The sequence below is a fragment of the Zestomonas ipomoeae genome (assembly GCF_057128665.1).
Genome location: NZ_JBSKHQ010000034.1, coordinates 1 through 23,075, shown reverse-complemented (window position 1 = coordinate 23,075; position 23,075 = coordinate 1). Strand labels below are relative to the sequence as shown.

Genomic DNA, 23,075 nt, shown 5'->3' with positions numbered 1-23,075 from the left:
GGCCGGATGCCGGGGAATGTTTCTTTTGCTTACTTTTCTTTCGAAAGAAAAGTGAGGCGCCGGGAGGCGCAACCAGAAGCCTCATTGAAACACGGCAAGCAGCCATGCCACCCAACGGCCCGGCAGTCGCCTTGACACTGAATTGCCAGTCCGGTGTCAAGTTGCCCTCCCCGCAAACGCACGAAAAGCCTTTTCTTTTGCAACGCGGCGCCAGGCCATGGCTCGCCTGCTCTAAAGCTCACCCAGCCGCGCCGCCTGAGCCGGCTTCTCGATCCAGCGGCCGATGTCCTTCGCCAGGCTGTCCACGTCGCGGTTGAGAATGCTGCAGGTGCCCTTGAAGCCGCCGAACGCGCCGCCCGTGGAGCTGCGCTGGCCGGCGAAGCTGCCGAGCAGTTGCTGTTGACTGTGCAGCTCGCCGGTGACATTGACCCGCTTCGGGCCGCTCCAGGCGCCGCCGCCGGGAGCCCAGATGCTCTGGATGACGATGCTCAGGCGCGGAGCATTCGCATTGGCGCCAGCAGTGTCGCTCAGTTGCGCGTCATAGCCCTGCTGGCGCAGTTGCTTCTGCAGGCTGGCGGCAAAGCGCTGCTCCAAGGCGCATTCGGTCTTCGCCTTGGGAAAGTCGACGTTTTCGGCGTACTGGATGTTGTCGATGATCAGCGGGCCCTTGGGGCTTGCCGCCAGGGTGGCTGTGCTGATGGAAAGGGCGAGGGTGCAGAGCAGGGGGTAGGTCGACTTCACGAACGGGGTCCTTGGGTGATGGCTCCATGATGGCGTCGACCTTAGCAGATCTGCCCACGAAGTCGCTCCGCCGTCGGACCGGGGGTATTGCCGGGCGGCAATACCCCATGGCGCGTCACAGTCGCGGATAGTCGATGTAACCGGCTGCGCCCTGGCTGTAGAACGTCTGCGGGTTGGGTGCGTTGAGCGGAGCGTCCTCGGCCAGGCGTTGCGGCAGGTCCGGGTTGGCGATGAAGGGAACACCAAAGGCCACCGCGTCGGCCTTGCCCTGTGCCAGCCAGGCGTTGCCTTGCTCCTTGTCGAAGCCTTCGTTGGCGATGAACACACCGCCGAAGGCGGCCTTCAGTTCCGGCGTCAGGCTGTCGTCGGCGGCCCGTTCGCGGGCGCAGATGAAGGCGATGCCGCGCTTGCCCAGTTCACGGGCGACGTAGGCGAAGGTTTCCGCGCGGTTCGAGTCGCCCATGTCGTGCAGGTCGGCACGCGGTGCCAGGTGCACACCCACGCGACCGGCGCCCCAGACGGAAATCGCCGCGTCGGTGACTTCCAGCAGCAGGCGGGCTCGGTTTTCCAGGGAGCCGCCGTAGCGGTCGCTGCGCTGGTTGGTACTGTCCTGCAGGAACTGATCGATCAGGTAGCCATTGGCGGCATGGATTTCCACCCCGTCGAAACCGGCCGCCTTGGCATTTTCCGCGCCGACGCGATAGGCCTCGACGATGTCGGCGATTTCTTCGGTTTCCAGGGCACGCGGAGTGACGAAGGGCTTCATCGGGCGTACCAGGCTGACATGCCCGGACGGGGCGATGGCGCTCGGCGCTACCGGCAGTTCGCCGTTGAGGTAGAGCGGATCGGAGATGCGTCCGACGTGCCAGAGTTGCAGCACGATGCGCCCGCCGTTGGCGTGCACGGCCTTGGTCACGTTGCTCCAGCCGCGTACCTGCTCGGCGGACCAGATGCCAGGGGTGTCCGGGTAGCCGACGCCCATCGGGCTGACCGAGGTGGCTTCGCTGATGATCAGCCCGGCGCTGGCGCGTTGCACGTAGTACTCGGCCATCAGCGCGTTGGGCACGCGGCCTTCGTCGGCACGGCAGCGGGTCAGCGGGGCCATGATGATGCGGTTGGGCAACTCCAGGTCGCCCATCTTGATTGGATCGAAAAGCGTCGGCATTGGCGTGTCTCCGTATGGGTTCGAGCGCTCCGGCGCAGGCCGGGGCAGTAGTGGGACGCACTCTAGCGTGACGTTCCTGCCGATACCGATCGAACGAAGCGATAGTGGGCATCGACGCTTTCGATGGCGACCCGATGTGCCGCCTGGGAGTAAGCTGCGAGCCATGAACTACCTCGCTCACCTCCACCTCGGCGGCCCACGGCCCGATGCCTTGCTCGGCAGCCTGTACGGCGATTTCGTCAAGGGACCGCTGCAAGGGCAGTGGCCGGTCGATATCGAGGCGGCGATCCTGTTGCACCGGCGCATCGATGCGTTCACCGACAGCCACGCCCTGGTAGCGCAGGCCAAGGCACGCTTCCCGGCTGAACGACGTCGCTACGCCGGCATCCTGCTCGATGTGTTCTTCGATCACTGCCTGGCGCGGGACTGGTCGAACTATGCCGACGAACCGCTGGAGCTGTTCACGGCACGGGTCTATGCGGTGCTGGCCGGCGAAACGCGCCTGCCGGGAAGGCTGGAATCGATCGCTTCGCGCATGGCGGCGCAGGATTGGCTGGGCTCCTATCGCGACTTCGCCGTGCTGGAGCGGGTGCTCGACGGCATCGGTCGGCGACTGTCGCAGCCGCAGCGCCTGGCCGGGGCGCTGGAGGAATTACACGGGCTGTACGAACCGCTCTGCGAAGACTTCCACACCTTCTATCCGCAGTTGCAGGCGTTTGCAGCGCAGGCTGGCGCGTGCGCTAGGTAATTCGGGTTGTTGCTGGTCGACATGTGCAGCCCATCGTCGGCGGGTTGCCTCCGCCCGGTGTACTTCCGTGTAGGACGGGTGTGAAACCCGTCATGCCGTGTGCTTTGCGCATGGCGTCAGGCCGCCGAGCGTAGTGTCTCTTCCATGTTGCCGAACAGCGCTGCCCGCACCGCCTGCTGTGCCTGCAAGGCCAGCTCGCCGCGCTCCCGATCCTGGGCGTCGATGGGGGCGAGCAGTTGGATGCGCACTTCGCCGAGGTCGCTGGCGAGCAGGCGCAGCAGGTGCGAGAGCAGGTCGTCGTCGCCGATGAAAGGTGCAATCGAGTCCGCTTCGCCGTCGCGCAGGTAGCGGATCGCCACCGGTTGTATCGCCACCCCGGCTTCGATGGCGCTGCCCAGCAGGCGCCCGTGGAAGGTGCGCAGGTCGCGGCCGTCGGTGGTGGTGCCTTCCGGAAAGATCGCCAGATGGCGCTGCCGATGCAGGTGCCCGGCCAGTTGTCGGTTGACCAGCCGGCTCTCGCCGCCGCCTCGGCGGATGAACAGGGTGCCGGCCTTGTGCGCCAGCCAGCCGGCGACCGGCCAGGTGCGCACCTCCGCCTTGGACAGGAACGATAGCGGGGCGAGCATGCCGAGCAGCGGGATATCGGTCCACGACACATGGTTGCTGACCCACAGCATCGGTCGGCTGGGAACCTCGCCGACGACCTCGACACGGAACGGCAGGGCGGCCGAGAGGCGGGCGAGGAACCAGCGGGTCAGCCGCTGGCGCAGCGGCATCAGGTCATGCCGGCGCAGGCGTTCGAGCAGGCCGACCCAGCTCGCCAGGACGGCGCCGAGGGCGATCACCGCCAGCAGGCGGGCGATACGGGCATACAATCGCAGCCGGTTCATGGCGCCTACACCGCTGCCTTGAAGTGCCGGGCATAGCGCGGGCACAGCTCGTCACGCTTGAGCAGGATGAACACGTCGGCGACCTGGAAGTCCGGGTCCCAGCAGGGTTCGCCGCAGATCTTCGCTCCCAGGCGCATGTAGGCCTTGAGCAGCGGCGGCATCTCGGCGATGACGTTGCCCGGTACTTCCAGCGGTGGCAGCGGCTTCTTCGGTTCGGCACGCAGGTGCTCGGTGCACAGGTAGCGCTCGCGCAGACGCTGCATGATCGCCTGGGCCTGGATGCCGCCGTCCTGCATGGAGATGCTGGCGCAGCCCATCAGGTAGCGGTAGTCACCTTCGTTGAGCACCTCGGCCAGCTCGCCCCAGAGCACGGCGATGGTGGCGCCGTTGCGGTAGGCCGGGTCGACGCAGGTGCGGCCGATTTCCAGCAGCGGGCCTTGCAGGTGCAGCAGGCCGTGCAGGTTGAATTCCTCTTCGCTGTAGAAGCGGCCCAGGCGGTGGGCGGCTTCGTGGTCGAGCAGGCGGGTAGTGGCGACCAGTCGCCCGCTGTTCAGGTCGCGTACGCCGATGTGCGCGCAGTGCAGGTCGTAGTCGTCCATGTCCAGGCCGAACTCGGCGCCCTTGAGCTTGGCATCGAACTCGGCGCTGAACACGCGAAAGCGCAGGGCCTGGGCTTCGCGCAGGGCGCGGGCGCCGATCAGGCGTTCGGCCTGCAGGCGGCGGGGGGCAGGGGTTTCGCGGGTGAGGGCGATCTGGGTCATCTGGAGCCTCCGGAAGCCGGCCTCGTGGTTGCGGCCAGTCGACGTTGTTGTGCAAGCTCAGGTTCTGTCCTGAGTCGAAGCCGGTATGCGCAAGCTTCTTAGCCAGGACACTAGGTAGCCCCGGTGTCACCCCCGTGACGCTTCGGTGATGCTTCTGTGACAGTGCCCAAGGAGACTGCAATGCCCTGGCAACGCCTGCTGGAAACCCACGACCGCCTGCCCGTCGCCGCACCCGACGACTGGTACGCCGCGCTGCTGGAGCGGGCCGGCGAGGCGGCGCCATTCGAGCTGGCATTGCTCGGCGGGCGCCTGGCGCGCACGCCGGGCCTGGCCTTTCTCGCCGGCTACCAGGCGGCCCTGCGCGCGCTCTGGCCGTCGGCACCGGCCAGCCTCGGCGCGCTCTGCGTGACGGAGAACCGCAGCACCCGCCCGGCGGACATGGGCACGCGCCTGGACGATCTGGTGCTGAACGGGCGCAAGGATTTTGTCACCGCTGGCGAGGCTGCCGACTGGCTGCTGGTGGCGGCCCGCGACGAACCCGCGGGGCACGCGCCGCATCTGACCCTGTGCGTGGTCTACAGCGGCGCGCCAGGTGTGCGTCTGGAGCCGCTGCCCGCGCTGGCGCTGATGCCGGACATCGGCCACGCCCGGTTGCACCTGGACGGCGCCCACTGCGAGCGCCTGGCGGGCGATGGCTGGTCGGCCTACGTCAAGCCGTTCCGCAGCATCGAGGACCTGCATGTGCTGGCCGCGGTCGCGGCCTGGCTGCAGGGTGTCGGGGCCCAATGCCATTGGCCGCAGCCCCTGTGCCTGCGTCTGCTGGCGTTGCTGGCCGGCTGTGCCGAGGTGGCGCGCCAGCCGGTCAATGCGCCGGCTTCCCACGTGCTGTTGGCCGGTCTGTTCGCCCAGTTCACCGCCCTCAAGGCGGAGTTGCGGGAAGCCTTCGCCAGCGGGCCGGCCGAGTGGGCGGCGCTCTGGCAGCGCGACAGCGGCTTGCTGGAGATCGCCGGCGGACCTCGGGCCAAGCGTCTGGAAAAGGCGCTGGCGGCGTTGGGAATGCGTCCCGTTGACCCAGGTCAGTGAGGCCGGCAATCGGCTGGCGTAAGGTCGCGTCGCTTTCCATCCAGAGGTTTCCATGCGACGCGAACCCATTCTGCTGTTCGATAACGGCAGCCACCAATGCCTGATGTTCGACGACCTGGTCAGTGGCGAGGGCGTGCAGTCCAACCAGTTCCTGATCATCGACAACGGGCAGTACATGCTGCTCGATCCGGGCGGCGACCTGACCTACACGCCGCTGTCCCTGGCGCTGTCCCGCTATATGCCGGTGCAGGACCTGACCTATATCTTCGCCTCGCACCAGGACCCGGACATCATCGCCTCGCTGGACAAGTGGCTGCTGCACACCCGCGCCCAGGTGATCTGCTCCAAGCTGTGGGCGCGTTTCCTGCCGCACCTGACCGCCAACTACCTGGCCATCAGCCATGGCATCTGCACCTACGAGCGCATCATCGCGCTGCCCGACCGTGGCCAGGCGCTGCCGCTGGGCAAGTGCCAACTGAAGGCGGTGCCGGCGCACTTCCTGCACTCGGTGGGCAACTTCCAGTTGTACGACCCGGTGAGCAAGATCCTTTTCTCCGGCGACATGGGCGCGTCCCTGGTGGACGACGCCAGCCCGGTGCTCGACTTCGCCAGCCATGTGCCGGGCATGGAGGGCTTCCATCGCCGCTACATGGCCAACAACAAGGTCTGCCGGCTGTGGGCGCAGATGGTGCGCAGCATGGACGTGGAGATGATCGTGCCGCAGCACGGCCGTCGCTTTGCCGGCAAGGCGCAGATCGACGCCTTCCTCGACTGGATCGAGCGGCTGGAGTGCGGCACCGACCTGGTCGGCCCCGAGGACTACCGCTTGCCGTGAAGTGGCCGGGCGCCTGGCGCGGCTTTCCCGCTGCGCTTTTTTCGGTAACCCGGCCCGTGCTAGCGTCGGCGCTTCCCGATCCGGAGCGCCGCCGATGCCCCTGCTCGTTCGTCTCTGCCTCGTTGCGTTGCTGTTTCCCGTCGCGCTGGCCCACGCCCAGCGCTGGCCGGACGCCGACTGGGCCCGCCAGCCCGTCGCACCGGGGCCGGCGCTGCAGGCTTTCGAGGCCTATGCGTTTCCGGTGCGCGACGACCGTACCCGTGCCGGTGTGCGCAGCGACGCGCTGGTGGTGGTCCGCGACGGCGTATTGATCTACGAGCGCTATGTCGGCGAAACCCGGGCCGACACGCCCCATTTGGCCTGGTCGATGAGCAAGAGCCTGCTGGCGACGGTGCTGGGCGTGGCCTACGGCGAGGGGCGCTTTCGCCTGGATGACGCGGTCGCCGACTACTACCCGCCGTTCGCCGAGCACCCCGACGTACGCCTGCGCCATCTGCTCAACTGGTCCTCCGGGTTGGACTGGCAGGAGGACTACGAATACGCGCCGCTGAAATCCTCGGTGGTCGCCATGCTCTACACCCGCGGCCGCGACGACATGGCCGCCTTCACCGCCAGCCATGGGCAGGGCGTGGCGCCGGGCACGCGCTATCGCTACTCCAGCGGCGACAGCAATGTGCTGGCCGCCGCCCTCAAGGGCATGGTCGGTGCGAAGGCCTATCCCGACTACCCCTGGACGGCGCTGTTCGAGCCGCTGGGCATTCGCTCGGCGGTGTGGGAACGCGATGCCGCCGGCACCCTGATCGCTTCGTCCTATGCTTATCTCACTGCCCGCGACCTGGCCCGCGTCGGCCTGCTGATGCAGCGCGACGGCATCTGGAACGGGCGCCGGTTGCTGCCGGCCGACTGGCTGGCCTTCAACCGCACACCGGCGCCCGCCTATCGGTCGCAGCCGGGCGAGGCGGTACCGGGTGGGCACTGGTGGCTGAATGCCGAAAAGGACGGCAGCAAGCCCTGGCCGAATGCGCCGAGCGATGCCTTCGCCGCCCTGGGTCACTGGGGGCAGGGGCTTTATGTACTGCCGACGCAAAAGCTGGTCATCGCGCGGTTCGCCGACGACCGCGACGGCAGTTTCAGCCATGACCGATTCCTCGAACTCGCACAGGCGGCCTTCGCCGCCGGGGAGGCACCCTGATGCGACGGCGCCCCATGTTGACCCTGCTACTGGTCCTGATCGTACTGGTCCTGGCCATGGCCTGGCCGAACCGCGGTCACCTGGCGGCCTTTCCCGACATCATCGGCGCCTACACGGCGAAGGAGTATTGCTCCTGCCGCTATGTCACGGGGAACTCCGCCGACTATTGCCGGGCCTATACCCAACAGTACGTGCCGATCAGCGCGCTGGCCGACGATGAGACCGCACGGCGGGTGACGGCCCGCGGTCTCGGCCGTACCCATACCGCTGCCTGGCTCGGTGCCCGCCAGGGGTGCCGTCTGTTGCCGGAAGCGGACAGCTTGCCCGAGTCCTGACAGACGCGGCGCTCCGCAGACGGTGCCGCGCCGTTCGTGGAGGTTTGCATGCGTTTTCCGGTTCTACTCGTCCTGCTGCTGGCCAGCCCCTCGCTGGTCGCCCAATGGCTGCTGAGCCCGGAGCAGTCGCGGGTCAGTTTCGTCACGGTCAAGCGCGGCGAAGTGGCCGAGGCGCAGCGTTTCGAGGCGCTGTCCGGCGTCATCGACAAGCATGGCTCGGTGCGCCTGGTGCTGCCGCTTGCCGGGCTCGACACCGGGCTCGCCCTGCGCGACCTGCGTACCCGCGAGGAACTGTTCGACAGCGAGCGCTTTCCCCAGGCCGAAGTTCACGCGCAGGTCGACCTGGAGAACTGGGAACAGCTCGCAGTCGGTGGCAGCCGGGCCGAGACGCTGGACATGCAGCTCGACCTGCATGGACGCCAACGCCGGCTGAAGGCCGAAGTACTGGTCAGCCGCCTGGGCGAGCAGAGCGTGCAGATCGCCACCCTCGAACCGCTGGTGCTCAAGGCCGGCGATTTCGATCTGCTCGATGGCCTGGAACGCCTGCGGCAGTACATCGGTGGTGCAACCATTGCGCCGGAAGTACCGGTCTCGGCGGTGCTGAACTTCCAGCGTCGGCCCTGAGCGGCTATCGTGCCGAGGGATTGGGCTGATGTTGCGAGAGAGAACCGATGAACCCAGCTGGCGCCCCCGCTCTGCGCCGCGCCCCGTGCTCCGGGGCATGATGCAAACCGGCGCGATATTCCCCTGGCGCAGCGGCAATCGCTTCCAGTTGCTGGTCGATGGCGAGACGTTCTTTCCGCGCATGCTGGAGGCCATTGCCCGCGCCGAGCGGCAGGTGGCGCTCGAACTCTACCTGGTGGAAAACGGGGGCTGCAGCAGCCTGTTGGTCGATGCCCTGCTGGTGGCGGCGCGCCGTGGCGTTCGGGTGCGTTGCCTGTTCGACGACTTCGGCTGCCTGCGCTTCTCCCTCTCCGAGCGCGAACGCCTGCGGGCCGGCGGCGTGGACCTGCGCCTCTACAACCCGGTGGACTGGCGCCGTGGCGTGCGCAACCTGAACCGCGACCATCGCAAGTTGCTGCTGATCGACGATCGCCTGGGCTTTGTCGGTGGCACCGGTGCCACCGACGAATTCTGGAACCCGCAGATCCCCGCTGGCGGCTGGCACGAAGTCATGGTCGAGATGGCCGGCCCGTTGCTGGCCGATTGGCAGGCCCTGTTCGATCACCAATGGCGGTTGTGCGTGGAACGCCGCATCTGGCAGCACCGCAGCCCCCTGCAACCGGCGCGGCTGCCGCCCAGCCCGCTGGCCGGCAGCGGTATGGGGCGGGTCGCCTACGCCGCAGCGCGCCAGCATCGCGACATCCTGCGCTCGCTGATCCGCACGCTGAGCCAGGCCAAGGGCCGGGTCTGGCTCGCCACGCCGTATTTCCTGCCGACCTGGAAAGTGCGCCGCGCGCTGATCCGCGCCGCCCGGCGCGGGGTCGACGTGCGCCTGCTGCTGTCCAGCCGCAATACCGACCATCCACCGGTGCGTTTCGCCGGCCAGCGCTACTATCCCAGGCTGCTGCGGGCCGGCGTGCGCATCTTCGAGTACCAGCCGCGCTTCCTGCACCTGAAGATGGTGCTGGTGGACGACTGGGTCAGTGTCGGCTCCTGCAATTTCGACCACTGGAATCTGCGCTGGAACCTGGAGGCCAACCTCGAAGCCCTGGATGCCGACCTCACCGAAGCCGTCGCCGCCAGTTTCACCGAGGACTTCGGCCTGAGCCGGGAAATCGACCTGGAAAGCTGGCAGGCGCGGCCGCTGCTCAAACGCTTCTACCAGCGCCTGTGGGGCTGGCTCGATCGTTTGACCATCAACCTGCTCGACCGCTGGCGCTGAGCCCGTCCGCACTTTCGGCGGGTGCCGGTGGTGGCGGCGGCGGCTTATGCTCGGGCGTTCGTCAATCTTCGAGAGACCTGCCCATGCGCCAGTACCTGGCAGTCCTGCTGCTGGCATTGCTGACCGGCTGTTCCGCCCCTGGCGCGTTCTTCGGCGCGCTCGACGGCCCGGCCTTCGCACCTCATCGTGCCAGCGACGATGACCATGTCCTGGTCTACCTGTACCGCCCGCGCAGCGACTGGGCCGATCAGGAGCTGGAAGCCCCGGGCCTGTTCCTCAACAACCAGCTGATTGGCAGCCTGCCGAGCAATGGCTACCTCGCCCTGGAGTTCGAAGTTGCCAGCTATCAGCTGGAAATGCGCCGGCCGCTGTTCGGCAGCCACTGGTCGCTGCTCGCGGAAAGCCCGCTGGATTTCAGCCGCATCGCCAGCTTCACGCTCGATGCGGAAGTCGGCGGCATCTACTTCCTGCGCTATGACGAACTCGGCCCGCCACCGTCGGCCGATGGCCCGCCGGTGGAAGGCGACGGCCCGCTACGGCTGGTCTCCCGGACCCTGGCAGAACAGGAACTGCCCGCCACCCGCGAGGTGCAGCCGATGCAGCGCATCACCGCCAGCGGCGAGCCGGCGCGGGCGCAACGCGGTTTCTGGCGGAGCGTGGGGCGGGCACTGAACAAGATCGGCATCTGAGCCGAGGCACCGATGTAGTACTAGGCTGTTACCCGTTCGCCCGAGAGCGGCGGGATCATGCGCTCTCTACCCAAACCTGCCAGGAGAGCCCCGATGGCCGCTAAGAAGATCCTCATGCTGGTCGGCGATTACGCCGAAGACTACGAGACCATGGTGCCTTTCCAGGCCCTCGCCATGGTTGGCCATACCGTGCATGCCGTCTGCCCGGACAAGAGCGCCGGCCAGACCGTGCGCACCGCCGTGCACGATTTCGAAGGCGACCAGACCTACAGCGAAAAGCCCGGCCATAACTTCGCCCTCAATGCCGACTTCGCTCAGGTCCGCGCCGAGGACTACGATGCGCTGGTCATTCCCGGCGGTCGCGCGCCGGAATACCTGCGGCTGAATGCCAAGGTGATCGAACTGGTCAAGGCCTTCGATGCCGCCAAGAAGCCGATTGCCGCCGTCTGCCATGGCGCCCAGCTGCTGGCCGCCGCCGGTGTGCTCAAGGGGCGCGGCTGCAGCGCCTATCCGGCCTGCGCTCCGGAGGTGCGCCTGGCCGGCGGCGAGTACGTCGACATTGCGGTGGACCAGGCCCACGTCGAGGGCAATCTGGTCACCGCCCCGGCGTGGCCGGCCCACCCGGCCTGGTTGGCCAAGTTCCTCGACCTGCTGGGCACCCGGATAAGCCTGTAAGCTACCCTCACTACCGGCCGCCAGGTGCGGCCGGCAGTGGCGAAGGCCGCCACAAGACCGTTGCCCGTGCAGGCGAACATATGTGCGAACTCTACGTAAAAGCCGATCCCATTCTCTACGAATCCCGCTCGCGCTCGCTGCGCATCCGGGGCGTGGTCACCACCCTGCGCCTGGAAAACCAGTTCTGGGACATCCTGCGGGAAATCGCCGAAGTCGACGGCATGACCACCAACCAACTGATCACCAAGCTCTACGAAGAAGTCATGGAATACCGTGGCGAAGTGATCAACTTCGCCTCATTCCTGCGCGTCAGCTGCACCCGCTACCTGGCCCAGCGTCGTGCCAACGTGCATGAGCTGCCCAAGCCCCGCGCCCTGGGCTGAGGCGGGGTTTCCGCGACCGCGTGGCCCAGCGCTGAGTATGGCGTGCCTGCGGTATAGCAAAAGGCTTACACGACACGGCGGCGGTTCGCTCTGTTGTCGGCAGCGGCGGGCCTTTAATCTTTACCCATCCTCTGGTGCAAAGGACGCACGCAGGATCAAGGAAGATCGACCATGGCCTGGAAGGCTGCCGACAGGATGTTGGAATGGTCAGGAAGAAACCCGCTTCGGCGGGTTTTTTGTTGCGTCGGGAAAAGTAGCGAGGCGGCCCTCGCTCGGCTCGCCGCCTCGCCGAGCATTTCCCCATCGGCAGGTGGGGCGGACCGCAGCGGCGCTATCGCAGCTTGCCGTGCGACCTGTTCAGCTCGACGGCCGCGTGAATGAGCGCCTTCAGCGCGTCCTCATCGATCGCCTCGCCCTCGCGGATATCGATGGCGCGCCGGGTGTTTCCCTCCAGGCTGGCGTTGAACAGGCCTGCGGGGTCTTCCAGCGCGGCGCCCTTGGCGAAGGTCAGCTTGACCACGCTCTTGTAGGTCTCGCCGGTACAGACGATGCCGTCGTGCGACCACACCGGCACTCCGCGCCATTTCCATTCCTCGACCATCTCGGGGGCGGCCTGCTTGACCAACGTGCGCACGCGGGCAAGCGTCGCGCCCCGCCAGTCGTTCAGTTCCTTGATCCGCGCATCGATCAGTTGAGCCGCGGAGCCTTGCCCTGCGGCTTTCGGGTCGATCTTGTCCTTGTCCATATTGGTTCTCCTTCTTGGTGATGGTGTTGCTCGGCGTTGGGTATCGTCGACACGACGGATGTCGCCGTCCTGGAGCGATAGGTTGCACCGAGTTCAGCAATCAATCCCCAGCTGACCTGGCAGGCCGCCCATGGTTCTCCATCTGGTAGGAAAACCGCGCCCTTTGTAAGCCCCGCACGGTGTTTCGGACGGTCAGCGTTGCACGGGAGAGACACGTTACCGCCGATAAGATTGATGCGGCCTAAGCGCGCTACCGCACCGATATTGCCCGGGCATGCTGTCATCGTTCTCTTCCGGTACCGCGCAATCTCGCCGGTACCGCGTTTCCATCACGAGGTCACCATGAACAAGCCTACCGATCCACGTAGCCCCGGCTCACCGTCCAGAGAAGATGAGCAAGGTCAGAAGGGCGGTTCCGCCAGCAGCAACCAGCCGTTCCATACATCCAACCCGAATCGACAAAAAACGGATGAGTCCCTCGAAAAGGGCGACCAGTCGCAACAGAAACAAGCCAGGGACGATGCGCAGGCAACCCATCAGGGCCCGAAGTCTTCGTGAGTTTACTTCGGTTCCCTGAGCGCGAAGTCAAACGGGAGCCGCGGCTCGATGCCGTCAGAGTCACCTCGGCCACATTGGCCGAGGACGAGCCGCGGCAATTGCCAGGATACGGCAGACGCTCATCGGTTTGCGGCGAGCGTTACGCCATGCCGTGCGACGAGGTGAGCAGGCAGGTCCAGCGCTTCCTGAGCAGATGATGGTTTTGATGTTGGCCGCACCAACGTCCAGTCGGGCCGCGGTGCGACTCGGTGGCGGCGATCAGGCGACCGCAGGCTGCCGGAATCACGCATAACGAGTGGAGTAGCACCATGACCAGACAACCCCCTACGCTTTTCCTGGCCTCGGCGATGGCCAGCCACCATGCCGTCACCGCGACCATTTCCCAAGAGGTAACCGACGCTCGTCAGGAAGGTCGGATCTCGGCCCGTTTTGCGCTCAGCCCCTACCTGCGCGCCCACGGCCTCAATGTCTCTGTAGCCCGTGGCATGGCTACGCTGAGCGGGCGTGTCGCCGAGGCTATCAACAAGCAATTGGCCCAGCAGATCGCCCTGGGAATCACCGGTATCAGCGCTGTGGACAACCAGATTGTCATCGACACTGACTATCAACCGGCAAAGCCAGTCGCCGAGCGCAGCTTCCGCGAGGTAATCACGGCCGCGGCTGCCAAGGCGGAGCTGGTTTGGAGCAGGACGCCGAAGGCGTATCCGTCGACAGGCACGGCAGTAATGGCTGGGTGACCCCGGTGGTCTGGCCGCGGGGGCCGCGAATCTATGTGAGCGCCCAGCGAAACAAGACGAGGGGCCTATGGCCGCCAATCTATCCGCTGTGGATCGGCTCCAGGTGAAGATGCGTGGCGGCCCGGTGCGGTCCGTCAGTGGGCGGATCGACCATGATCACGAGCGGCGCGGGCTGTCGGACAGGCGCAGAATGTTTCTAGGGTGCAATGCACTCACTCTCGGGGTCTCACCTTTCAGCGCTGCAGTGAATTGCTGCGGGCTCGGCGTGCTTTGCGGGGTTCCCCCCTGCCGTGACATGCAGAGCCCTGATCGTGGATCACGCGCTTGCTGGATCTATCCCTGTTCGCGTTGAAGGAGAGTCCCATGAGCCTCGGCACCCTATTGTTGATTGTGTTGATCCTGCTGCTGGTCGGCGCTATTCCCACCTGGCCGCACAGCCGCAGCTGGGGCTATGGGCCGAGTGGCGGCTTGGGAGTGGTGGTGGTCATCATCCTGGTTCTACTGCTACTTGGATATATCTGAGCCGGGGGCAGGTCCCGAGCGCTACGCTTCCGCCGCTGAGTATCCACCCACTCGTCAGCAACGCTCTGCTCGCGATCTGCATGCCCTTGTGCGAGTGCTGGCAAGGGCGCCGTTTCCAGCGCTGAGCCGGGGCGCCGGTGGGCACTCGGACATGTTCGAGGCCAGCAAGTTGCCTTGTGCCACCGCATCGGTGACGAACGAGTCCTGACCCCGCCCAACCTGCGCTGTTTGCCTCTCTGCAACCGATGGCATCAACGTTAGTACGCCAGCGCACACGAGTGCCATGTGCGACAGCGTACGGACAGCCATGGCCGCAGCTGACATAGTCATCTTCAGGGCAACGTTTCTTGCACGCCCGAGTGCTCCATCGAGGAGGCGATTCAGGACAAGCCCAACAATGCCCATAGGTCGGGTCGCTGTGCAGCAGTGCCAGGCCGCAGGAGGTCCCATGAGCGAACGGGTGCTTATTGCCACGGCGGATGACACTGTCTATGAGCATTTTCAAGAAATGCTCGGCAATGTGGTGCATGGCGCATTCTCCGTTGGCAGGGTCAATTCTCTGGCAGCGCTGGTGCGACTGCGTCGAGGCGAGCTAGATGCCGTCTTGCTAGATCTCGCGCTGCCCCACAGCCAGGGACTCGGTGGTTTCGGCGAGTACATGCGCTTTTGCCCTGGCTGCCCATCATGCTGCTTTGTGCACCAGTCGATCGGCCCTTGGCGTGCCAGGCGCTGCAGCATGGCGCCCAGGGCTATCTATTCAAGGGCCACTGTGCCCGCTATCTGCTGGCCCAGACGCTGCGCGACATTATTCGACAAGGTCGGTTGCGGCTGGATCGGGGATTGGCCAAGGCCACGCTCGACTCGATTGGCGATGCGGTCATCGGCACCGATGCGCGCGGCGGCGTCGACTATCTTAACTACGCCGCAGAGGCCATGACCGGCTGGCAGCGCAAGGAGGCGCTGGGCTTGCCTATCGAACGGGTCATGCCTCTCATCGGCGGTAGTGCCGCACTCGGTATGCGCAATCCGGTACGCCAGGTTTTGCACCTGGGGCGACCTTTGAGCATGAGTGTCGGAGTCCTGTTGGTGCGACGCGACGGCACCCAAGTGGCGATAGAGGATTCCGTGGCGCCGATCAAGGACAGCACTTGCCTAGTCAGGGGCGCGGTGGTGGTGTTCCACGATGTCACCGAAGCACGGGCCAGGGCCATGCGCATGGCCTACCTGGCCCAGCACGACGCCCTTACCCAGCTGCCCAACCGGGTACTGCTCAACGACCGTATCGCCCAGGCCATCAGCCTGGCGCAGCGCCAGGGTCATTCCACCGCTCTGATGTTTCTCGACCTGGATAACTTCAAACAGATCAACGACTCGCTCGGCCACGCCGGTGGCGACCAGTTGCTGCGGGCGGTGGCTCAGCGCCTCTCGGGTTGCGTGCGTGGCTCGGACACCGTGTGCCGCAATGGCGGGGACGAGTTCGTCGTGTTGCTGGCGGAGGGACGATGCCAGGAGGACGCCGGTGTCGCCGCCCAGAAGATTCTCGCCGCGCTGGCCAAGCCGCACAGCATCAACCAACAGGAAATCAGCGTGACCAGCAGCATCGGCATCAGTGTGTACCCTGACGATGCCACCGATGCCGAGACGCTGCTGAAGAACGCCGACACGGCGATGTACCATGCCAAGCAGGCGGGGCGGAACAATTACCAGTTCTTCAACCGTGCAATGAATCAGCAGGCGCTTGAGCGCCAGCACATCGAGAGCGGCCTGGGGCATGCCCAGCAACGGCATGAATTGCTGTTGCATTACCAGCCGAGGGTCAATCTGGTGACTGGTGCGATCAACGGCGCCGAGGCATTGCTGCGCTGGCGGCACCCAAGCCATGGCCTGCTCCTGCCGAGTCGTTTCATTGCCCAGGCCGAGGCTTCGGGCTTGATCGTGCCCATTGGTCGATGGGGCTTGCGTGAGGCTTGCTTGCAGGCCCGTCGCTGGCAGGAGCAGGGCTTGGCACTGACGAGCATGACGGTGAATCTGTCTGCCATCGAACTGCGTCACGCTGATTTCGTCAGCGGTGTGCAGGCTGTTCTGGAGGAGACCGGGTTGCAGCCGTCTTGCCTGCAACTGGATATCAAAGAGGCGGCGCTTATGCAGACTGCCTCAGCCAACTCGCCGACGTTGTTGCAGCTCAGGGCCTTGGGGGTGCGGATCGCGTTGGCCGACTTCGGCATGGGCTGCTGCAATCTGAGCACCTTGCTGGAACTGCCCCTGGATGTGTTGAAAATCGGTAAGTCCTGTATACAGGCCATGGGAGGCAGCGGTGGCAGCGCCGCCATTGCCGGGACATTGATTGGCTTGGCTGGGCGCCTCAACTTCCAGGTGATCGCCGAAGGCGTGGAAAACCGCTTGCAATTGGCACTGCTCCAAGCGGCGAATTGTGGCGAATTGTGGCGAAGCGCAGGGCTTCCTCTTTGGTCACGGCCTGTCCGTCAGGCAGTTCACCAACCTGCATCAGGCGAGTGCCATGCCCACCTTTTGGTCAGGCGAGGCCGCTCAGGAAACCGCACGGTTAGGGCGGGCGAGCAAGCGCGTATAGTCGTCGCGCATGACCGCGTAGCACTCGCAGGCGGCCAGCTCCAGTCCGCCGCGATCCAGTATGGTGATCTGTCCGCGGCGGTACTGGATCAGTCTGCGCCGCTGCAAGGCGCCGGCGGCGATGGTCACGCCGCTGCGGCGTACTCCGAGCATGTCGGCCAGATAAGCGTGGGTCATCTGGAAGTGATCGGCGTGGGCACAGTCTTGAGTCATCAGCAGCCAACGGGCCAAGCGCGGTTCGACTTCGTGGAAGTGTCCGCAGGCGGCACTTTGCGTCAACTGAGCCAATTGCACGTAGAGGTAGCGCTTGAGCGCACGCAGTAGGTGCGGGCACTCGCGCAGTGCCAGGCGCAATTGGCGGGCACTCATGCGCATGGCGTGGCCGCTGCCTTGCACCATGGCCCGGCCCGGCGCGGTGGAAACGTCAAGCGCCAGGGTAGCGCCGAGCACACCCTCGCTACCGATCAACCCAAGCTCCAAGGACCGATTTCGCCCCAAGGTGATGAGCTGCGAGATCAAGCTATCGAGAGGGAAATACAGATGGCGCAAGGGCTGGCCCGCCTCGCACAGAACCTCGCCAAAGGTCAGCTGCACTGTGGCGCCGTGCAGTATCAGCCGCTGGCGCTCTCTACGTGGCAGGCCAGCGAGCAGCAGATTGGCGCTGGCGAAGTCCGGGGTCGTAGACATCTGGGTACCTGCAGCAGCGCGCATACCGGAATGGTCGGAAGCAGTGCTGGGCTGGTCCCGTTCCCACAACCTGCCGGATTTCCACCGCGGCTTCTGTTCGCTACAGCACGCAAAGCAGGATTTTCCACTCAGCTGGCCTGGCGCAGCGGCACATATGGCAGCAGGCGATCCGTCTCGCGCTTGACTACGGCATAGCACTCGCAGCTCAGTTGTTCGAGCCTGGGGCGATCCAGCACAGTGATGTGCCCGCGGCTGTATTCGATCACACCCAGGCGCTGCAGTTTGCCCGCGGCCTCGGTGACTCCCTCCCGGCGCACGCCGAGCATGTTGGCGATCAGTTCCTGAGTCATGGTAAGCCGGTTGCCAGGCAGGCGATCAAGGGACAGTAGTAGCCAGCGGCACAGTTGCTGATCGATCTGGTGATGGCGATTGCACACGGCGGTCTGCGCCATCTGCGTAATCAGCGACTGGGTGTAGCGCAGCATCAGTACCAGAAGCTCGCCGTGACGATTGAATTCGTCCTTGAGCCTTTGTCCTTGCAGCCGGTAGGCGTGGCCGCGGCTCTGCACGATGGCCCGGCTCGGCGTGCTTTCGCCACCCATGAACAGGGCGACCCCGACCAACCCTTCATTGCCGACTACGGAAATCTCCGCCGAGGAACCGCTTTCCATTACATACAGCAGCGAGATGATCGAGTCGGTGGGAAAGTAGACATGGCGTAGCGTGTCGCCGGATTCATAGAGCACCTTGCCCAAGGGCATGGGCACACGCTCCAGGTGCGGGAACAGGCGCTGCTGGACCTCGCACGACAGGGCTGCCAGTAGATGATTTTGTTGAGGAATGATGGCTTCTTGCATGGAGGCCTCCTGCCAGAATGGGTGCGGTATGACGCAGATGGGCTAGCCCTCTGCGCGCTAGGCTTGGTTTGCTAGCGCACATAAGGCGGACACTGAGTGTATGCCCCGGTTCAGGCGCGACATGCCCGCCCATCCGTTTTCAGCGCTTTTCTTCCTCCTTGGAAACGCTCTTCGACGGGCGAGCGAAAGGGGCTCGATAAAGACTTGGCGCTGCCATTGACCCTCTACGTTCCGGTCACTCTCCACACACCTCCCGGACGCAGTCCCGCAGCCAGCGATGTGCCTGATCGGCATCCATGCGAGGGTGCCAGAGCATGGCAACGGTAATCCCCTGGGTGTCGAACGGCAGGGGAAAGCTGAACAACCCGCCGCGCAGGTTGCCGGTATGACGTTCGGGCACGGTGGCGATCAGTTCGGTCGCGCGTGCCAGCGCCAGGGCGGCTGAAAAGCCGCCGACGGTGGTGGCGATGTCCCGCTCCAATCCCAGCGGCTGCAATGCCTCGGCCACCGGGCCCAGGTCGCGACCGCGCCGCGATACCAGCACATGCCGGCCGGAGGCGTAGCGGGCCGGAGTGATCTGGCCCTGGCTCAGCGGGTGCCCGGTGCGCACCACGCCGATGAAGCGATCCCGGAACAGCGCCCGTGTGCGCAGCTCCGGGCTGGTGGCCGCGCCGACTACGCCGGTATCCAGGTCGACGAGTCCGTCGCGGAGCGCGGTGCTGGCCTTGTCGGGCTTCTGTACGAAGCGCAGGCGCACACCGGGTGCTTGTTCGGCGATGCGGGCCAAGAGGCCTGGGCCGAAATTTTCCACGAAACCATCGCTGGCGCGCAGGGTGAAAGTGCGAACCAGCCGCCGCAGATCCAGCTGTTCCGCCGGGCGCAGCACCGCTTCGGCGTCTTGCACAAGCTGACCAACTCGCTCGCGCAGCTCCAGCGCGCGCGGCGTCGGGACCAGGCCGCGCCCGGCCCTGACCAGCAGCGGGTCGCCGGTCGCCTCGCGCAGCCGTGCGAGGGCGCGGCTCATGGCAGAGGGGCTGAGGCCCAGGCGCTGGGCCGCGCGCGCCACGCTGCCTTCCGCGAGCAGAACATCGAGTGTAATGAGCAGATTGAAATCGGGCGTCGGCATGCCGCAACCCTAGCATGGCTCGCCATGACATGGCGTCAGACGCACGGATAAAGTGCAAATGCCGCGTCTTCCGCCAGGTCAGGCGGCGACTTAGGCTTCGAGCTACCACCTCGGAGCCGCCAAAATGAAGTCGAAGTCCATGCCCGCGCCACTCGAACCCTCGGTGAAAGGCGCGCTGATCAGCCTCTGCCTCACCATGCTGCTGTCCTCGTTGGGTGGCAGCATCGCCAACGTCGGCCTGCCGGCCCTGGCCCAAGCTTTCGATGCCAACTTTCAGGACGTCCAATGGGTCGTTCTCGCCTACCTGCTCGCCATTACCACCTTGGTCGTCAGTGTCGGCAGGCTGGGCGATCGCATCGGGCGCCGACGGTTGATGCTTTTGGGTGTTTGCCTGTTTACCGCCGCATCTACCCTGTGCGGCATCGCGCCCACGCTCTGGCTGCTGATCACCGCTCGCGCGATCCAGGGGCTTGGCGCCGCCATCATGATGGCCCTGACCATGGCACTGATCGGCGAAACGGTGCCGAAGGAGAGAACCGGCAGCGCGATGGGATTGCTCGGCACCCTGTCGGCGATCGGCACGGCACTCGGCCCGACGCTGGGCGGCTTACTGATCGCCAGCGCCGGTTGGCGGGCGATCTTCTTCATCAACCTGCCGCTGGGGTTGCTGGCGTTGTACCTGTCCTGGCGTCACCTGCCCGCCGATCGGCCGGTGGTGGCCGGGCAGGCTCGCTTCGACCTCTGGGGCACGCTGCTGCTCGTCCTGGCGCTCGCCACCTATTCGCTCGCCATGACCCTCGGGCGCGGCAACTTCGGCCCGCTCAACCTGGCGCTGCTGGGCGCGGCGGCGGTTGGCATGGGGCTCTTCGTGCGGGTCGAGGCACGGGCCGCGTCGCCGCTGATTGAGCTGACGATGTTTCGCGATCCTGCGCTCAGCGCCAGCTTCGTCATGAGCGCGCTGGTGATGACGGTCATGATGGCGACGCTGGTGGTCGGGCCGTTCTACCTCTCCGCCGCGCAGGGGCTCGATGCCAGCAGCGTCGGGCTGGCCATGTCGTGCGGGCCGATCGTTTCCGCGCTGACCGGCGTACCCGCCGGCCGGATCGTCGATCGCCTCGGCGCCCAGCCCATTGCCGTAACCGGGCTCATCGCCATGGTTGCCGGCGCCCTGGCGCTGTCGATGCTGCCTTGGCAGCTTGGCGTCCTTGGTTATATCGCCCCGCTGATCGTGCTCACCGCCGGCTATGCGCTGTTCCAGGCGGCCAACAACACTGCCGTCATGGCGAACATCCGTCCGGACCGGCGGGGAGTGGTGTCCGGCCTGCTGAACCTGTCACGTAATCTCGGCCTCATTACCGGCGCCTCGGCCATGGGCGCGGTGTTCGCCCTTGGCGCGGCCACTACCGATATCGCAACCGCACCCCCTGAAGCGGTTGCGGCGGGCATGCGTTTTACCTTTGCCGTCGCGGCGATGCTGATCCTCATGGCCTTGGTCATCGCGTTCGCCGGTTTTACCTTGTCGCGGCGCATTCCCGGAGAGGGCACACGCGGCGCCGGATAGAGGTAATGGAGTACGTGGATAGCGGGGCGCATGACCATTGGTCACATGCCGTGCTCGCCCTCTGCATCGGTCGTATCCTGCGGCTAGTGCTTGCACCGGCTTGGTGCGAACTGCCGTTACGGCTTTTCTCGCCGCTACGTGCAGGCACGTGAGTTCACGCCGTTGTTGCCTGTCCGCGTAGCGGAGCAGTGCGGATGGCTAAGGAGTGAGCATTTCCAATGGATTAGGAGAAAACCACATGAAGCACCTCTCGTTGCGTCGTAGCACGCACCTTGTCCCCGCCGTCGTCCTGTTCGGCACCTTCGCCATTCCAAGCCTGGCGGCCTTGGCCGATAACCGAGTCGACATGCAATACACCTGGCGGGATACCGGCGAGCAGCGCCTTGTTACGAGCATGGAGTTATGCGCGGACGGGCGATGCACACCCATCGACACCAGCCGACTGGATATCTGGATGAAGTCCACCAACACCGGCGGCGACCCCGCAGCGAAAGAAGTGGAAGTCTGCAAGGACAAGGGACCCTTCGCCCAGGACTGCGATGTCTACGACTGCTACGAAGACCACGTTGGCCTGCAGTCCGTATGTAACTTTCGCTATACCTACCGCAAGTCGTGTATGAGCGAGCCATGCGGTTGATGGGGTAGCCGTAGAGCCTTCAGGGGCAGAACATGATTCTTAGTTGAAATATCGTGGCCTGTCCCCGTTTTTACGTACGTCTGCTTGCAGCGGCTTGTTCGATGTAATACTTTTTATGCCTTGCCATTCACGAATTTTTGCAAAATACGGTAAGCTTTTCTCATCGCTTGTTTTTCGCTTAGCCCACTTTCACTCATCGCATTATCTCTTCTTAACGCTTTTCCAGCATTGGCCTTCTTTATCTGAATATCCCACAAGCCATTGGCTAACTTAATTCGCGAAACTTCTAGATCACGCTTCCCATCGTTACCTTTCCATACGCGCCCTTGAGCTAAATTATTTTCTTCCCAATCCATAGCTATTGGCACAGCTTCTAGGGCTCGACGCATTTCTTGTGCTGATTTATAGCGATCAGCAGGGTTAATTGCCATCGCCTTGTTAATTACCTTTTTCAAAGCTGCCGGAACAAAGCCCCTATAGTGGCCTCGATCTGGATATTCTCCAGCCCTAGCTCTACGAACTGCCTCCAGTGGCTTTAGTACTGGGAGGTAACTATCTCCATTAACTAATCGATATAGCGTTACTCCGGCTGCGTATACATCTGCAAGTTCATCGTGATCTGCAAATGTAGATACTTCGGGCGCAAGATGAATCAGATATTGGTAACCCTTAATCGCTGACAGGTCCAACTTTTTGAGATCCGGCAACGCCAATCCGAAGTCAGAAAGCTTTCCCTCCCCATTGTCACCAATTAAAATGTTTGCTGGTTTTATATCTCGATGAACTATTCCTTTTTCATGTGCATACTCAAGTCCTCTAAGAACATCGCACATAAGCTTTTTGGCTCTTCTAATAGGAACATAGCCTCCACTGGCCTCATCTTCCAAGCTTCCATTTACGAGGTATTCCATTGAGACATAGATTCGATCATCGTCAAGCTTTCCTGTCTCATTAACCTTAACAATATTCGCATGTTCTGCAGCCTTAAGCGTTTGAGCTTCTTGATAGAAATTTTTCTTGTTAATAACCTTGTCTGGGGGTATGCACTTTAGTGCGCATTCAGAATTTAAACCGAGGTCTACCGCATGCCACACTTCGCCAAAATGGCCAGCGCCAAGACGTTTTTTAAAATCGAAACCTACGCTCATATTTAAAGGCAGCTCCATGCTACAACAATTGCCTCAAATTCCTTGTCATTCTTTTTATCCAGCCCAGGAATTTTTGTGAAATCTAAATCTTCAACTAAAGATTTTGCTCTACCTTTCAGGCCTAGATCCTTAGCAATTGTTGATTTAACTTTGCGTACAACCTTGGAACTCCCAAGGATTGAAGCAGACAAAGAGATCATTGCCTCTAGCTCAATCCTGTCAGCATAAGATTTTCCTTTGGCAGCCATTGGTTCAGCGCCTTTTATCGCCCAGTCAGAGATTGTAAATTTCCGGTTTAACTCTTGTAACTCATCTAAAAACCACTTGAGTTTTTCTGGCTGGGAGTATTTTGCAGGAAATGAAATACTTTGCACCTCATGTAATTGAGGATTTGCGATATTTCCACTCAGAACGGCAAAAGAGAAATCATTGGTGCTACATCGGATTCCTAAGGATCCTCTGAAGTAGCCATGCATTTCTGGCTGACTTCAGCCTCCGCTGATTTTGAAAGCGGAAAATCGATCAA

Annotated in this window: 25 protein-coding genes and 1 pseudogene; 16 read left to right on the top strand and 10 right to left on the bottom strand. The window is 63.9% G+C overall.

What is annotated here, in order from left to right; translation table 11 throughout:
* Positions 1-231 precede the first annotated feature (231 nt).
* Positions 232-741, bottom strand: a complete 510-nt coding sequence (locus ACWKV7_RS23465) for a hypothetical protein (protein WP_483860124.1) — start codon at positions 739-741, stop codon at positions 232-234.
* Between the two features lie 115 nt (positions 742-856).
* Positions 857-1,906, bottom strand: coding sequence for an alkene reductase (locus ACWKV7_RS23460; protein ID WP_483860123.1), 1,050 nt, complete (start codon positions 1,904-1,906; stop codon positions 857-859).
* 163 nt (positions 1,907-2,069) lie between these two features.
* Here ACWKV7_RS23460 and ACWKV7_RS23455 point away from each other — a divergent pair, with 163 nt between their 5' ends.
* The gene (locus tag ACWKV7_RS23455) at positions 2,070-2,654 is read left to right on the top strand and encodes an acyl carrier protein phosphodiesterase (RefSeq protein WP_483860122.1); all 585 of its coding nucleotides are present in this window, start codon (positions 2,070-2,072) and stop codon (positions 2,652-2,654) included.
* 116 nt (positions 2,655-2,770) lie between these two features.
* Here the strand turns inward: ACWKV7_RS23455 and ACWKV7_RS23450 are convergent, their stop codons facing one another.
* Both ACWKV7_RS23450 and olsB read right to left on the bottom strand, forming a co-directional pair.
* The gene (locus tag ACWKV7_RS23450; protein ID WP_483860121.1) at positions 2,771-3,544 is read right to left on the bottom strand and encodes a lysophospholipid acyltransferase family protein; all 774 of its coding nucleotides are present in this window, start codon (positions 3,542-3,544) and stop codon (positions 2,771-2,773) included.
* A gap of 5 nt (positions 3,545-3,549) precedes the next feature.
* Positions 3,550-4,305, bottom strand: a complete 756-nt coding sequence (gene olsB / locus ACWKV7_RS23445; RefSeq protein ID WP_483860120.1) for an L-ornithine N(alpha)-acyltransferase — start codon at positions 4,303-4,305, stop codon at positions 3,550-3,552.
* 180 nt (positions 4,306-4,485) lie between these two features.
* Here olsB and ACWKV7_RS23440 point away from each other — a divergent pair, with 180 nt between their 5' ends.
* From ACWKV7_RS23440 to ACWKV7_RS23400, 9 genes are all read left to right on the top strand, one after another.
* Positions 4,486-5,388, top strand: coding sequence for an acyl-CoA dehydrogenase family protein (locus ACWKV7_RS23440; RefSeq protein WP_483860119.1), 903 nt, complete (start codon positions 4,486-4,488; stop codon positions 5,386-5,388).
* 52 nt (positions 5,389-5,440) lie between these two features.
* Positions 5,441-6,223: an oxygen-binding di-iron domain-containing protein gene (locus ACWKV7_RS23435; RefSeq protein ID WP_483860118.1), complete on the top strand. Its 783-nt coding sequence runs from the start codon at positions 5,441-5,443 to the stop codon at positions 6,221-6,223.
* Between the two features lie 94 nt (positions 6,224-6,317).
* A complete protein-coding gene (locus ACWKV7_RS23430) occupies positions 6,318-7,415 on the top strand; it encodes a serine hydrolase domain-containing protein (protein ID WP_483860117.1) in 1,098 nt (365 codons plus the stop codon).
* A complete protein-coding gene (locus ACWKV7_RS23425; RefSeq protein ID WP_483860127.1) occupies positions 7,412-7,750 on the top strand; it encodes an amidase in 339 nt (112 codons plus the stop codon). The genes ACWKV7_RS23430 and ACWKV7_RS23425 overlap by 4 nt, the downstream gene beginning before the upstream one ends.
* A 48-nt stretch (positions 7,751-7,798) precedes the next feature.
* Positions 7,799-8,374 carry a YceI family protein gene (locus ACWKV7_RS23420; protein ID WP_483860116.1) on the top strand — a complete coding sequence of 192 codons (576 nt, stop codon included), beginning with the start codon at positions 7,799-7,801 and terminating at the stop codon, positions 8,372-8,374.
* Between the two features lie 100 nt (positions 8,375-8,474).
* The gene (locus ACWKV7_RS23415) at positions 8,475-9,635 is read left to right on the top strand and encodes a phospholipase D-like domain-containing protein (RefSeq protein WP_483860126.1); all 1,161 of its coding nucleotides are present in this window, start codon (positions 8,475-8,477) and stop codon (positions 9,633-9,635) included.
* Positions 9,636-9,718: 83 nt separating this feature from the next.
* Positions 9,719-10,324, top strand: a complete 606-nt coding sequence (locus tag ACWKV7_RS23410) for a DUF2846 domain-containing protein (RefSeq protein WP_483860115.1) — start codon at positions 9,719-9,721, stop codon at positions 10,322-10,324.
* Between the two features lie 93 nt (positions 10,325-10,417).
* Positions 10,418-10,999 (top strand): DJ-1/PfpI family protein, encoded by a 582-nt coding sequence (locus ACWKV7_RS23405; protein WP_483860114.1) that lies wholly within the window; start codon positions 10,418-10,420, stop codon positions 10,997-10,999.
* An 80-nt stretch (positions 11,000-11,079) separates the two neighbouring features.
* Entirely contained in the window at positions 11,080-11,382 is a 303-nt protein-coding gene (locus tag ACWKV7_RS23400; RefSeq protein ID WP_483860113.1) for a ribbon-helix-helix domain-containing protein, read from the top strand.
* A gap of 331 nt (positions 11,383-11,713) precedes the next feature.
* On the opposite strand, the gene ACWKV7_RS23395 is transcribed toward ACWKV7_RS23400, so the two are convergent.
* Positions 11,714-12,127 carry a DUF1801 domain-containing protein gene (locus ACWKV7_RS23395; RefSeq protein WP_483860112.1) on the bottom strand — a complete coding sequence of 138 codons (414 nt, stop codon included), beginning with the start codon at positions 12,125-12,127 and terminating at the stop codon, positions 11,714-11,716.
* Positions 12,128-12,469: 342 nt separating this feature from the next.
* Here ACWKV7_RS23395 and ACWKV7_RS23390 point away from each other — a divergent pair, with 342 nt between their 5' ends.
* From ACWKV7_RS23390 to ACWKV7_RS23375, 4 genes and pseudogenes are all read left to right on the top strand, one after another.
* Positions 12,470-12,685 (top strand): hypothetical protein, encoded by a 216-nt coding sequence (locus tag ACWKV7_RS23390; RefSeq protein WP_483860111.1) that lies wholly within the window; start codon positions 12,470-12,472, stop codon positions 12,683-12,685.
* A 308-nt stretch (positions 12,686-12,993) separates the two neighbouring features.
* Positions 12,994-13,422, top strand: coding sequence for a BON domain-containing protein (locus tag ACWKV7_RS23385; protein ID WP_483860110.1), 429 nt, complete (start codon positions 12,994-12,996; stop codon positions 13,420-13,422).
* A 363-nt stretch (positions 13,423-13,785) separates the two neighbouring features.
* The gene (locus ACWKV7_RS23380) at positions 13,786-13,944 is read left to right on the top strand and encodes a DUF3309 family protein (RefSeq protein ID WP_483860109.1); all 159 of its coding nucleotides are present in this window, start codon (positions 13,786-13,788) and stop codon (positions 13,942-13,944) included.
* 684 nt (positions 13,945-14,628) lie between these two features.
* Positions 14,629-16,365: pseudogene (locus tag ACWKV7_RS23375) on the top strand (putative bifunctional diguanylate cyclase/phosphodiesterase); the annotation flags it as partial.
* Positions 16,366-16,491: 126 nt separating this feature from the next.
* Here ACWKV7_RS23375 and ACWKV7_RS23370 read toward each other — a convergent pair.
* The 3 genes from ACWKV7_RS23370 to ACWKV7_RS23360 form a co-directional block, all read right to left on the bottom strand.
* A complete protein-coding gene (locus ACWKV7_RS23370; protein WP_483860125.1) occupies positions 16,492-16,710 on the bottom strand; it encodes a helix-turn-helix domain-containing protein in 219 nt (72 codons plus the stop codon).
* Between the two features lie 638 nt (positions 16,711-17,348).
* Positions 17,349-18,077 (bottom strand): Crp/Fnr family transcriptional regulator, encoded by a 729-nt coding sequence (locus tag ACWKV7_RS23365; RefSeq protein ID WP_483860108.1) that lies wholly within the window; start codon positions 18,075-18,077, stop codon positions 17,349-17,351.
* Between the two features lie 235 nt (positions 18,078-18,312).
* Positions 18,313-19,203: a LysR family transcriptional regulator gene (locus ACWKV7_RS23360; protein ID WP_483860107.1), complete on the bottom strand. Its 891-nt coding sequence runs from the start codon at positions 19,201-19,203 to the stop codon at positions 18,313-18,315.
* Positions 19,204-19,327: 124 nt separating this feature from the next.
* On the opposite strand from ACWKV7_RS23360, the gene ACWKV7_RS23355 reads away from it, so the two are divergent.
* Together ACWKV7_RS23355 and ACWKV7_RS23350 are read left to right on the top strand one after the other, a co-directional pair.
* Positions 19,328-20,764, top strand: a complete 1,437-nt coding sequence (locus ACWKV7_RS23355) for an MFS transporter (protein ID WP_483860106.1) — start codon at positions 19,328-19,330, stop codon at positions 20,762-20,764.
* 238 nt (positions 20,765-21,002) lie between these two features.
* Complete coding sequence (locus ACWKV7_RS23350; RefSeq protein WP_483860105.1) at positions 21,003-21,401, top strand: hypothetical protein; 399 nt, start codon at positions 21,003-21,005, stop codon at positions 21,399-21,401.
* Between the two features lie 113 nt (positions 21,402-21,514).
* On the opposite strand, the gene ACWKV7_RS23345 is transcribed toward ACWKV7_RS23350, so the two are convergent.
* Positions 21,515-22,549, bottom strand: a complete 1,035-nt coding sequence (locus ACWKV7_RS23345; protein ID WP_483860104.1) for a serine/threonine protein kinase — start codon at positions 22,547-22,549, stop codon at positions 21,515-21,517.
* 2 nt (positions 22,550-22,551) lie between these two features.
* Positions 22,552-23,025, bottom strand: a complete 474-nt coding sequence (locus tag ACWKV7_RS23340) for a hypothetical protein (RefSeq protein WP_483860103.1) — start codon at positions 23,023-23,025, stop codon at positions 22,552-22,554.
* Positions 23,026-23,075 lie beyond the last annotated feature (50 nt).

Coding starts and splice junctions, on each gene's coding strand:
- ACWKV7_RS23390 (WP_483860111.1), top strand. CDS start 12,470: ATGAACAAGCCTACCGATCCACGTAGCCCCGGCTCACCGTCCAGAGAA.
- ACWKV7_RS23380 (WP_483860109.1), top strand. CDS start 13,786: ATGAGCCTCGGCACCCTATTGTTGATTGTGTTGATCCTGCTGCTGGTC.
- ACWKV7_RS23365 (WP_483860108.1), bottom strand. CDS start 18,077: ATGCAAGAAGCCATCATTCCTCAACAAAATCATCTACTGGCAGCCCTG.
- ACWKV7_RS23440 (WP_483860119.1), top strand. CDS start 4,486: ATGCCCTGGCAACGCCTGCTGGAAACCCACGACCGCCTGCCCGTCGCC.
- ACWKV7_RS23460 (WP_483860123.1), bottom strand. CDS start 1,906: ATGCCGACGCTTTTCGATCCAATCAAGATGGGCGACCTGGAGTTGCCC.
- ACWKV7_RS23455 (WP_483860122.1), top strand. CDS start 2,070: ATGAACTACCTCGCTCACCTCCACCTCGGCGGCCCACGGCCCGATGCC.
- ACWKV7_RS23415 (WP_483860126.1), top strand. CDS start 8,475: ATGCAAACCGGCGCGATATTCCCCTGGCGCAGCGGCAATCGCTTCCAG.
- ACWKV7_RS23405 (WP_483860114.1), top strand. CDS start 10,418: ATGGCCGCTAAGAAGATCCTCATGCTGGTCGGCGATTACGCCGAAGAC.
- ACWKV7_RS23420 (WP_483860116.1), top strand. CDS start 7,799: ATGCGTTTTCCGGTTCTACTCGTCCTGCTGCTGGCCAGCCCCTCGCTG.
- ACWKV7_RS23450 (WP_483860121.1), bottom strand. CDS start 3,544: ATGAACCGGCTGCGATTGTATGCCCGTATCGCCCGCCTGCTGGCGGTG.
- ACWKV7_RS23435 (WP_483860118.1), top strand. CDS start 5,441: ATGCGACGCGAACCCATTCTGCTGTTCGATAACGGCAGCCACCAATGC.
- ACWKV7_RS23400 (WP_483860113.1), top strand. CDS start 11,080: ATGTGCGAACTCTACGTAAAAGCCGATCCCATTCTCTACGAATCCCGC.
- ACWKV7_RS23385 (WP_483860110.1), top strand. CDS start 12,994: ATGACCAGACAACCCCCTACGCTTTTCCTGGCCTCGGCGATGGCCAGC.
- ACWKV7_RS23340 (WP_483860103.1), bottom strand. CDS start 23,025: ATGCATGGCTACTTCAGAGGATCCTTAGGAATCCGATGTAGCACCAAT.
- ACWKV7_RS23395 (WP_483860112.1), bottom strand. CDS start 12,127: ATGGACAAGGACAAGATCGACCCGAAAGCCGCAGGGCAAGGCTCCGCG.
- olsB (WP_483860120.1), bottom strand. CDS start 4,305: ATGACCCAGATCGCCCTCACCCGCGAAACCCCTGCCCCCCGCCGCCTG.
- ACWKV7_RS23345 (WP_483860104.1), bottom strand. CDS start 22,549: ATGAGCGTAGGTTTCGATTTTAAAAAACGTCTTGGCGCTGGCCATTTT.
- ACWKV7_RS23410 (WP_483860115.1), top strand. CDS start 9,719: ATGCGCCAGTACCTGGCAGTCCTGCTGCTGGCATTGCTGACCGGCTGT.
- ACWKV7_RS23360 (WP_483860107.1), bottom strand. CDS start 19,203: ATGCCGACGCCCGATTTCAATCTGCTCATTACACTCGATGTTCTGCTC.
- ACWKV7_RS23370 (WP_483860125.1), bottom strand. CDS start 16,710: ATGACCCACGCTTATCTGGCCGACATGCTCGGAGTACGCCGCAGCGGC.
- ACWKV7_RS23430 (WP_483860117.1), top strand. CDS start 6,318: ATGCCCCTGCTCGTTCGTCTCTGCCTCGTTGCGTTGCTGTTTCCCGTC.
- ACWKV7_RS23350 (WP_483860105.1), top strand. CDS start 21,003: ATGAAGCACCTCTCGTTGCGTCGTAGCACGCACCTTGTCCCCGCCGTC.
- ACWKV7_RS23355 (WP_483860106.1), top strand. CDS start 19,328: ATGAAGTCGAAGTCCATGCCCGCGCCACTCGAACCCTCGGTGAAAGGC.